6 protein-coding genes are annotated in these 10,402 nt (G+C 74.5%); 3 read left to right on the top strand and 3 right to left on the bottom strand.

Going from position 1 to position 10,402, the window contains the following annotated elements:
- Positions 1-1,371: MFS transporter (locus M1R94_RS19800; RefSeq protein ID WP_308199941.1), on the bottom strand; the 1,371-nt coding region annotated here is incomplete at its 3' end.
- 142 nt (positions 1,372-1,513) lie between these two features.
- Between M1R94_RS19800 and M1R94_RS19795 the strand changes: the two genes are divergently transcribed.
- The gene (locus M1R94_RS19795) at positions 1,514-4,207 is read left to right on the top strand and encodes a bifunctional diguanylate cyclase/phosphodiesterase (RefSeq protein ID WP_249383454.1); all 2,694 of its coding nucleotides are present in this window, start codon (positions 1,514-1,516) and stop codon (positions 4,205-4,207) included.
- Positions 4,208-4,234: 27 nt separating this feature from the next.
- On the opposite strand, the gene pgm is transcribed toward M1R94_RS19795, so the two are convergent.
- Positions 4,235-5,923, bottom strand: a complete 1,689-nt coding sequence (gene pgm, locus M1R94_RS19790; protein ID WP_249383453.1) for a phosphoglucomutase (alpha-D-glucose-1,6-bisphosphate-dependent) — start codon at positions 5,921-5,923, stop codon at positions 4,235-4,237.
- Between the two features lie 107 nt (positions 5,924-6,030).
- Between pgm and M1R94_RS19785 the strand changes: the two genes are divergently transcribed.
- Both M1R94_RS19785 and M1R94_RS19780 read left to right on the top strand, forming a co-directional pair.
- On the top strand, positions 6,031-6,870 hold the full coding sequence (locus M1R94_RS19785) for a DUF5926 family protein (protein ID WP_249383452.1): 840 nt from the start codon (positions 6,031-6,033) through the stop codon (positions 6,868-6,870).
- Between the two features lie 139 nt (positions 6,871-7,009).
- Positions 7,010-7,807 (top strand): glycosyltransferase family 2 protein, encoded by a 798-nt coding sequence (locus M1R94_RS19780; protein ID WP_374109497.1) that lies wholly within the window; start codon positions 7,010-7,012, stop codon positions 7,805-7,807.
- A 40-nt stretch (positions 7,808-7,847) separates the two neighbouring features.
- Here M1R94_RS19780 and M1R94_RS19775 read toward each other — a convergent pair whose 3' ends face one another.
- Positions 7,848-10,373, bottom strand: coding sequence for a hypothetical protein (locus tag M1R94_RS19775; protein WP_249383451.1), 2,526 nt, complete (start codon positions 10,371-10,373; stop codon positions 7,848-7,850).
- Between the last annotated feature and the right edge of the window lie 29 nt (positions 10,374-10,402).

The raw sequence follows: 10,402 nt of genomic DNA, 5'->3' as shown, positions 1-10,402 counted from the left end.
CCCCCCGGGGGGCCCGCCCCCCCCCGCCCCGGGGGCGGCCCCCCCCCCCCCCCGGGCCCCCCCCCCCCGCCCCCCCCCCCGCCCGGCGCCCGCCCCCCCCCCGCCGCCGCGGCCCCCCGCGGCGCCCGCCGCCCCGGCCGCGATCTGCGCCTCGGTCGGCTCGTCGACCGGGCCGCCGATCGTCCGGGTGCTGCGGCGCAGCGTGCGCAGCGAGGCGAGGACCGCCACGACGGCCAGCCCGGCCGAGACGATGACCACGAGGAACCCGCCGTGCGAGCCGTCGCGGTCGATCAGCGAGCCGGCGATCGAGGCGCCGAACGAGACGCCGACACCGAGCGAGGTACCCACCCAGGTGAGGCCCTCGGTGAGCCGGTCACGGGGGACGAAGTGCTGGACCAGGCCGTTGCCGTTGATCAGCGTCGGGGCGATCGCGAAGCCGGTGACGAACATGACGACCGCGAGCACCGGGATGCTCGTGACGAAGAAGAACAGGCTGACGCCCGCGGCGAGCGCGACCATCCCGATGGCGAACCGCTTCCACAGCGGGCTGACCCAGTGCCGGGCCCCGTAGCCGAGGCCTGAGAGCATCGAGCCGGCGGCGAAGATCCCGAGCAGCAGGCCGGCCGCCGACTTGGTGCCCTGCTCCTCGGCGAAGGCGACCGTCGCGACGTCGGTCGCTCCGAAGATCGCCCCCATGGCCACGAAGACCAGGGCCAGCACGACCATCCCGCCCGAGCGCATGACCGAGCGGTGCCTGGTCCCGGCCGGGTGCACCGTGACCGGCGGCTCGGTGCGTCGCTGGGCGAGCAGGAGGTGACCGCCCACCAGCACCGCGGCGACCGGGACGATCAGCCCCGCGACCGGCGTGACACCGGTGGCCAGGAGGGTCGCGACGATCGGGCCGATGATGAAGACCAGCTCGTCGAGGGCCGACTCGAGCGAGTACGCGGTGTGCACGTGCCGGGGGTTGCTCAGCACGTGGGACCACCGGGCCCGGACCAGTGAACCCATCGAGCCCACGCTCGACCCGGTCACGGCCGCCAGGACGTACAGCGCCCAGGTGGGGCCCACGACCAGGGCGACGCCGACCAGGCCGGTCAGTCCTGCGGCGGTCACCAGCACCGCGGGGCGCATCACGCGCGCCTGCCCGTGGCGGTCGACCAGGCGGGCGAGCCGCGGCGAGCAGATCGCGTGGACGATCACGTAGACCGCGGAGATCCGCCCGCCCAGCCCGTACGAGCCGTAGATCTCGGAGACCATGAGGATGATCCCGATCCCCACCATGGACATCGGCAGGCGGGCGAGCACGCCGGCCGAGGAGAACGCGAGGGCGCCCGGGCGTGCGAGGACGTCGCGGTACGGCTGGAGCATGCGGCCATTGTCGCAGCGGGCGGGCGGGCAGAGTTCATCCTGCCTGCGTGGGTGCAGACCGTGCGAGGATCGGTGCGATCCGCCGTCCAGCCCGGCCTGCCGCCCCGGACGGGCAGCACGAGGCGCCAGGGAGGAGCCGTCCGTGACGAGCACCCGTGATGCCGTCGCTGCGCGGTCGCCCCTCGCGGTGCGGGCACGGGCCTCGATGGCCGAGCTGCGCCCAGGACGACGGCTCGCCCGGCTCCTGGGGACCCGTGCCGCCTACGGACCGGTGGGTCTGGTGGTGCTCGTGGCCGTCCAGTTCCTGCTGGCGTATGCGGCGGTGGCCCTCGCCCCGCCCGACCACGGCGTCGCCGCCTGGTGGCCCGCCGCGGGTGTGGCCGTGGGTGTCCTGGTCCTGGCGCCGCGCGACCGCTGGGTGCGGATCGTCCTGGCGATCACGGTCGGGACCACGCTCGCGAACCTCAGCGGGGGCCGTACGGTGCCGGTGGCCGTCGGCTTCGGGCTGAGCAACGCCCTCGAGGCGTGGGTCGTGACCTGGTGGTTGCTGCGAGGGCGCCCACGAGCCACGCTCGTGACGCTCGAGGACTTCGCCCGGCTCGTGTCCGCCACCCTGGTGGGTGGCGTGGTCATGGGGCTGGGGGCCGGTCTGACGGTGGCTCTGGGCACCGACGGCTCGTTCGTGACCGCTGCCCGTACGGTGATGACCAGCCACGGTGCCGCGATCCTGCTGATCGCGCCGCTCTTCCTGGGCGCGCGGACGACCAGGGGTCAGGGTCGGGCGGCCGAGGCGACGGCGCAGTGGCTCGTGACGCTCGCGGTGGTCGCGATCGTCTTCCACCCTGCGCAGCGACTACCCCTGACCTTCGCGCTCATCCCGTTCCTGGTGTGGGGGGCGCTGCGGCTGGGGACGCGGACGGTCGCCGCGCAGATGGTCCTGGTGGCTGTCGTGATCACGGCGGTGACCCGCGGTGGCGGCGGGCCGTTCGGCAGCAGGGCCGACGTCGGTCCATCCCTGGCCGTCACCCTGACCCAGGCCTTCCTGGTGACCTGCCTGCTCGTGCTGCTCCCGCTCGCCCTGACGGTCTCCCAGCGGCGTGCGGACCTCGAGCGGGTCGGTGCGAGCGAGCGCCTGTTCCGGCAGGGCTTCAGCGAGGCGCTGCTGGGGATGCTCCTGCTGCGGCGCACGACGCGGTGGGACGGGACCCCTGACCTCGAGGTCGTCGAGCTCAACGCCGTGGCCGCACGGATCCTGCTGTCGTCCGCGGGCGACCTGATCGGCAGCTCGTGGACCTCCTGCCTCCACGAGGTCGACCGGGCGGCGGTGGGTCACGCGCTCCGGGCGGTCTCTCGGGGCGAGCTCCAGGGGTGGCACGGTGAGGTCGCGCTCGGTACGGGTGACGGGTCCCGGTGGGTCGAGATCGCCCTGTCGCCGTTGTCCACCGAGGCGGGTGACGGGATGTACGTGGCGCAGATGGTCGACGTGACGGCCCGCCGGGCCGCCGAGGACCGCCTGACCGCCCAGGCCCTCCAGGACTCCTTGACGGGCCTGGCGAACCGGACGCTGCTGCGCGACCGGATCGACCTGGGCCTGCGCACCCTGGCCCGTGACGAGGGTGTCGCGGTGCTCTTCTGCGACCTGGACGACTTCAAGCGGGTCAACGACTCCACGGGGCACGCCGGTGGCGACGCCCTGCTCGTCGAGGTCGCGGACCGGCTGCGCGGCATGCTCCGCCCGGACGACGTCGCGGCGCGGGTCGGCGGGGACGAGTTCGTGCTGCTCCGGCCGCATGCGCGCGGCCCGGCGGAGGCCGAGGAGCTCGCCGGTGCGGTGCTCGACGCGCTCGGTGTCCCGTTCGCGGTCGGCGGCCAGACCTTCACCCTCGGTGCGAGCATCGGCATCGCCTGGGGCACGGCCGGCGCGACCCCCGACGATCTCCTTCGTGATGCCGACTCGGCCATGTACGCGGCCAAGACCGAGGGCAAGCGGCGGGCCGTGGTCTTCTCGGACAAGCACCGCGCACGGGTCCTGAGGGCGGTACGTGTCGAGGCCGAGCTGCGTGAGGCCGTCGACCGTGACGAGCTGCTGGTGTACCTCCAGCCGGTGGTCGACCTGCGTGACGGGCGGACGGTCGCTGCCGAGGCGTTGTTGCGCTGGCGTCACCCCGAGCGGGGTGTGCTAGGCCCGCACGAGTTCCTCGACGTCGCGGAGTCCGCGGGTCTGATGCCGCAGATCGGGACGTGGGTGCTCGAGCGGTCCTGCGAGCTCGCGGCGCGGTGGCCGGCCGTCGGCGGGGGTCTGCCGCCCGCGGTGCACGTGAACGTCTCGGCCCGCCAGCTCGACGTCCCGGACTTCGTGGAGACGGTGCGGGCGGTGGTGGCACGGACCGGGATCGACCCCGGCCGCCTGGTCCTGGAGTTCACCGAGACCCAGCTCGACGAGGTCAGCGAGGCGCTGCTGGGGGATCTGCGCGAGCTGCGTGACGAGGGCATCGGGCTTGCGGCCGACGACTACGGCACGGGGTACAGCCCGCTCACCCGGATCATCGAGCTGCCGATCTCGATGGTCAAGATCGACCGACGTTTCGTCTCGGAGATGCTCGTGGACGTACGGTCCCGGGCGATCGTGACGACCCTCGTCCGGCTGAGCCAGTCCCTGGACCTGGACCTGGTGGCCGAAGGGGTCGAGACCCTCGAGCAGGCCGAGGCGCTGCGTGAGCTGGGCTGCACCCTGGGCCAGGGCTACCTGTGGTCGCGCCCGGTGCCCTCGAGGCAGTTCCAGCAGGGCCTGGAGACTGCGCGGGCGCGCTCCGGGCGGCCCGCGCCCCTCGGCTGAGCCGTGCGGGGCGCGGGTCCCGGACGCTCAGGCCAGGGTCTGGGTGACGAGCTCCTGCGCCGCCTGCTGGACCTGGGTGAGGTGGTCGGCCGAGACGAACGACTCGGCGTACACCTTGTAGACGTCCTCGGTGCCCGACGGGCGGGCGGCGAACCAGGCGTTCGCCGTGGTCACCTTGAGCCCGCCGATCGACGCGCCGTTGCCGGGAGCCTCGGTGAGCCGCGCGGTGATCTCCTCACCGGCCAGGGTCGAGGCGGTCACCTGCTCGGGGCGCAGCGAGGCCAGCGACGCCTTCTGGGCCCGGGTGGCGGGGGCGTCGACGCGGGCGTACCAGGACTCGCCGTGCCGTTCGACCAGGCGGGAGTGCAGCTGGGACGGCGAGGAGCCGGTGCGTGCGGTGATCTCCGCCCCCAGCAGGGCCAGCAGGATGCCGTCCTTGTCGGTGGTCCACACGGTGCCGTCGTGCCGCAGGAACGACGCCCCGGCGGACTCCTCGCCTCCGAAGCCGACCGAGCCGTCCAGCAGGCCGGGGACGAACCACTTGAAGCCCACGGGGACCTCGAGCAGGGTGCGTCCCAGGTCGGCCGCGACCCGGTCGATGAGCGCCGAGGAGACCAGCGTCTTGCCGATCGCGGCCTGCGCGGGCCACTGCGGGCGTGCGCCGCCGTAGAGGTAGCTGATCGCGACCGCGAGGTAGTGGTTGGGGTTCATCAGGCCGGCGTCGGGGGTGACGATGCCGTGCCGGTCGGCGTCGGCGTCGTTGCCGGTCGCGATGTCGAAGCCGGCATCGCCGCCGGCCATCGACTGGACCAGCGAGGCCATCGCGGACGGTGACGAGCAGTCCATCCGGATCTTGCCGTCCCAGTCCAGGGTCATGAAGGCCCAGCGGGGGTCGACCTCGGGGTTGACGACGGTCAGGTCCAGGCCGTGCCGTTCGGCGATCGCCCCCCAGTAGTCGACCGCGGCGCCGCCCAGCGGGTCGGCGCCGATCCGCACCCCGCTGGCCCGGACGAGGTCGAGGTCCAGGACGTGCGGCAGGTCGTCGAGGTAGGCGCTCAGGTAGTCGTGCTTGCGGGTGGTCGGTGCGGCGAGCGCCGTCTCCAGGCTCACCCGGCGGATGCTGCCGAGGCCCGAGCGCAGCAGCTCGTTGGCGCGGTCGGCGATCCAGCCGGTGGCCTCCGACCCCGCCGGTCCACCGTGCGGCGGGTTGTACTTGAAGCCGCCGTCGCGCGGCGGGTTGTGCGAGGGGGTGACGACGATGCCGTCCGCCAGCCCCGTGCCCGTGCCCCCGGCTGCGGTGGTTCGCACGCCCTGGGCAGTGGTGGCGCCGTTGTGCAGCAGGATCGCGTGGGAGACGGCCGGGGTCGGCGTGTACCCGTCGCGCGCGTCGACGTGCACCTCGACGTCCGCGGCGGCCAGCACCTCGAGCGCCGTCTGCCAGGCAGGCAGGGACAGGGCGTGGGTGTCGCGGCCGATGAAGAGCGGCCCGTCGGTGCCCTGGGCCCGCCGGTACTCCACGATCGCCGCGGTGATCGCGACGATGTGCGCCTCGTTGAACGCGGTGTCCAGGCTCGACCCGCGATGGCCCGAGGTGCCGAAGGCGACCTGCTGGGCGGGGTCGTCCACGTCGGGGGTCTTGTCGTAGTAGGCGCCCAGCACGCCGTCCACGTCGATGAGGTCTTCGGGGAGGGCGATCTGTCCGGCGCGCGGGTGCATGGGTCGATCCTCGCACCCGGTGCCACCGGTGCGCACGGGGTGCGGCGCACCGGAGGCGCTCGCGCCCGGGCCGCCGGTCGTCGACCGTCGCTGTACCCTCGTGCACCATGGCCAAGAGAGCGACCGTGGAGTTCGTGCTGCGTCCCTTCGAGGGGTTGCCCGGCGAGCCCGACTGGGTGGCGATGCGTGAGGTGGTGCCGGCAGCCACGGCCACGGCGCGCACCACCGAGCAGTACGGCGCGCGCGACGTCGTCGTCACGACCGTCCTGCCGCTGGCGTGGCCGGCGATGCACCGCGGGGACGGCACGATCATGCTCGCGCTGCAGCAGCACGCAGGGTCGGGCGACGCCTCCCGCGACCTGGCCGACCTCCTGCTCCGGGTGCTCGACCTGCCGGCCGGCACGCCGCTGACCTCGGCCGCGCAGCCCGAGCCCGGGCCCCGCCTGCAGGACGTCCTGGACCTCACGGTGCCGTTCGAGGTGACCGTCCACGACGGCTTCGACTACTGGACCGCCGAGGGGGCAGAGCTCGAGGGTGAGGCGCGCGCGTCGCTCGAGCGGATGAACGAGGCCGTGGTGCCGACCCGGCGGCTGACGAGCGTCGACGCGGCGTACTGGGCGCGCATGGGTGAGCGCGAGTACCTGCGCTGGGGCATGCCGCACGACGAGCAGGACTTCCTGGACGCCCTCGCGCGGTTGCACGCGACGCGGTCCTCGGGCCTGGGGGACGAGGGATCGGTCGGCAAGTTCATCGGCGCCTTCCGGTCGTGCGGGCTGCTCGTCCCGGTCTGGGACCTCGTGCCCGGGACGGTCGCCGAGGAGCTCGAGGAGCCTGCCCGCGAGCTGGGTGAGCGGCTCGCGGCCGCGCTCGCCGTGGAGGAGCCGCTGAACGCGGACGAGCGCCGGGCGCGGGCCGGCCTGGTGGCTCGTCAGCTCACGCTGCGCTGAGGCATCGCCCGGGCGTGGCGCCGTGGCGGCCACGAGCGTCGCCGCTGGGATGACCGTGGCCACGAACGTGGATGGTCACATCTTGACCTCCTTGTGGTCCCGCGCTGACGAAGACCGCAACTCTCGTTAGGGTGGTGTCGTGGCCCACTCAACGCGCGGACGTCAGCCCGCCAGCGCTGCTGACGGGGCTGTCCCACCCCGACCACGACAACGCGCCGCAGTGGTCATCCCCGCGAAGGACGAGTCGCGCCGGATCGCGGCCACGGTCCGCGCGGCCCGGGCCATCCCGCACGTCGATCTGGTCCTGGTCGTGGATGACGGGAGCGTCGACGCGACCCAGCACGTGGCCCGTGAGGCCGGCGCGGTGGTGGTGCGCCACTCGCACAACCGGGGCAAGGCCTCGGCGATGGAGACCGGTGCCGCGGTCGTCGCGATGCGGGACACCGACGACCGACCGCCCCGCCTGCTGCTGTTCCTCGACGGGGACCTGGGCGAGTCGGCTGTCAACGCCGCTCCGCTGGTCCCGCCCGTGCTCGAGGGTGCTGCCGACGTCTCGATCGCCCTGCTGCCCCCGCAGCCCGGTGCGGGCGGGCGCGGCATCGTGGTGGGGCTCGCGCGGCGGTCGATCCAGTCGTTGACCGGGTGGACACCCACCCAGCCGCTCTCGGGCATGCGGTGCCTGACCCGCGAGGCCTTCGAGGCCGCGACCCCGCTCGCCCGCGGCTGGGGGGTCGAGACCGGTATGACGATCGACCTGCTGACCAAGGGGTTCGTCGCGGTCGAGGTCCCGTGCGACCTGCGGCACCGGCCCTCGGGCTCGGACTTCCGTGGTCAGATGCACCGCGCGGCCCAGTACCGTGACGTGCTCCTGGCGGTCAACGCCCGCAAGGTGCGCGGTCTCGTCGGTGGCGTCAACAAGCGCCTGTCGAGGGGCTGAGCACCGCTCGGGTGCGGCCGCCGTCGGCGGGCGAGGTCCGCTACGTGTCCTCGGGTGGTGCCGCCGCGACCGTCGTCGTGCCGGCGGCCGTGTGGGCGCGCAGCTGCAGCAACCAGCTCGCGCAGGCGGCGACGAGGAGCGGGACGGCCACGGCGACGCCGATCGCGGGGATGACGATCCCCGAGTCGTTGACCGCGAAACCGATCCCCAGGGTCACGGCCAGGGCGACCACGCCGGGCCGCAGCATCGGGGCCACGACACCCAGGCTGGTCAGCGCGGTCCCCGCGGACAGCCAGCTGAACGGCCCGCCGTCGGAGGCCGAGGCCGCCCACCGCAGCGGTCGGGCGAGCACGAGGACGACCAGGGCGATGCCGCCCAGGGCGAGCAGCGTGAGCCACGTCCCGCCCAGGTTGGCGAGGTTCTGGGCGAGCTTGCGTCCCACGACGTCGGCCAGCCCGCCGTCGAGCACCGTGTCCACGAAGCGCCCGAGGTGGGTGCGGTCCTCGTCGGGCCGCAGCCAGTCGATCAGGGCGAAGGAGGTGACGACCAGCGCGCCGCCGCCCAGGATCGCGACCAGGCGCGGCCAGGTCAGGCGGGCACCGGCGGCCAGCAGCGCCAGCACCGCGAAGCCGGGGACCAGGGCGGGTGGTCCGCCGAAGTCGCTGCCGAGACCGGGCATGCCGACCAGGTAGGTCACCGAGAGACCGATCACGGCGACGAAGACGGCGGCCTGCCGGCGGCGGCCGACCCTGACGAACGGGTCGGTGGCGGCGACGGCGGTGAGGATGGACGCGGCCGCGAACATCGCGAAGGCCGTGTTGTTGAACCCGTAGAAGCGTCCCGCGACCACAGGCTGCACACCCATGGGCGCCGAGATCTGGAGGGTCGCCCCGGTCGCCACGTCGATCGCCAGGACCAGCGAGGTGATGCCGGCGACGACGCCCACCGGGCCGAGCAGCGGATGCCGCCAGCGGGGCAGCGCCGCCAGGGCCGTCAGTCCCACGACCCAGGCCGCGATCAGACCGGTCACCGCCCATCCCGGCGAGGTCGCCGCCCACCAGGGGCTGAGGTTCGCCAGGAAGCTCGCGACCGGGAGGGACGCCACCGCCAGGCCGGCCACCCTCAGGGCGTGCAGCACGGCGGTCGGGTGTCGGGTGATCGACTCCACCCGCGCGCGGGGTCGCCGTCCGGGCGTCATCCGGGCGGCCAGGTCGCTGAGACCGGCGAGCACCCGGCCGTTCAGGCCCAGGGTGACGACCACGTAGAGCACCAGGTTGATGACGATGAGCGCGGTGAAGAACGTGGGGGTGACCGAACGGACGGCCGCGGAGTGCCGGTCGATGCCCAGCAGCTCCTGGAGCCGGCCGTTCGCGTCCTGCGGTCCGGCGACCGCCTGCAGCGGGGCGCCGACCAGCGCGCCGGTGCGCACGGTGCCGGCCAGACCGAGCGCGCTCAGCACGGTCGGGGTCACGTCGGTGGTCTGCACCATGCCTGCCTGGCGGGTCGAGCTCGACCCGAGCAGGCTCTCGGCGTAGAGGTCCCCGCCCGGACCGGGACCCAGGGCGGCGGCGAGCTGCATGCGCGCCCGGGTGCCGCTGTCGGCGATCGAGACCAGCAGCACCGTGACCTCTCGGTCGCTCTCCCGGACGGCCTCGAGCACGGCCCCCACCCGACGGTCGATCGGCTGCACCTGCTGCTGGCGGGTGGGTTCGGTGATGACCTCGGGCCCGGCCGGCTCCTCGCCGGTCGGGGAGGGCTCGGCGGGCACGTCCTCGGCCTCGTCCTCGGGCACGGCGAAGCTGTCGGGGCGCCCGACCGTCGCGCGCCCGGTGTCGCGCACCGAGCCGGCGTCCACCACCACGAGCCCCGCCGTCCCCAGCGCCTGTGCGACCGCCTCGCTCAGCGCCTCGGGGTCGGCGGGGACGAGCGCGTGCTCCCCGACGACGACGCCGTCGCGGTCGGACAGGGCGATCGCCGCCCCGGGGCCGAACCCGGCGGCGGTCACGCCCTGCTCGTGCACGGCCTGGCCCAGCAGCCCCAGGGTCGGGCTGTAGCCCGAGGCCTCGGCCGACTCGACGTACGCGGCCCACCCCGGGACCATCCCGTTCGACCGGGGGTTCAGCAGGGTCCGGCACTCGCCGTAGCTCTCGCCCGGGAGGTCCGCGGCCCGCGCCCCGGCGGAGACCGCGAGCCACCCGTCGGCGGGGCAGGCCGACGAGCGGACGCTGCGGGCGGCCACGGTCCCGACCGACGCGTCGCGGGACAGGTCCCACAGGGCGGGGGTGGACAGGGTGCCCACGTCGTCCCAGCGCAGGCCGGTGGTCCCGATCAGGACGACCGCCGGTTCGTCGGCCACCTCCGCAGGGGCGGCGGGCGGGGGGGTGGCGAGCGCGGGGGCGAAGGTCGCGGCCGACGCCCCCAGGGCCAGCGTCAGCGTGGCGACCAGGCGGCGGACCGCGCCACGGGCCCGGCGGGTCGGACCGGTCCGACCGGTCCGACGGGGCACCGTCGGTCGCACCGCCGCCTGCGCCACGTCGGTGTCGGGCGCGGTGGGGGAACGGGGCACCGACCCAGCCTACGGGCGGACTAGGCTCG

Origin of the sequence: Actinotalea alkalitolerans (genome assembly GCF_023369855.1) — a bacterium.
Classification (GTDB): domain Bacteria; phylum Actinomycetota; class Actinomycetes; order Actinomycetales; family Cellulomonadaceae; genus Actinotalea.
The sequence above is the reverse complement of the archived record's forward strand: the minus strand, read 5'-3'. Positions and strand labels throughout refer to the sequence as shown.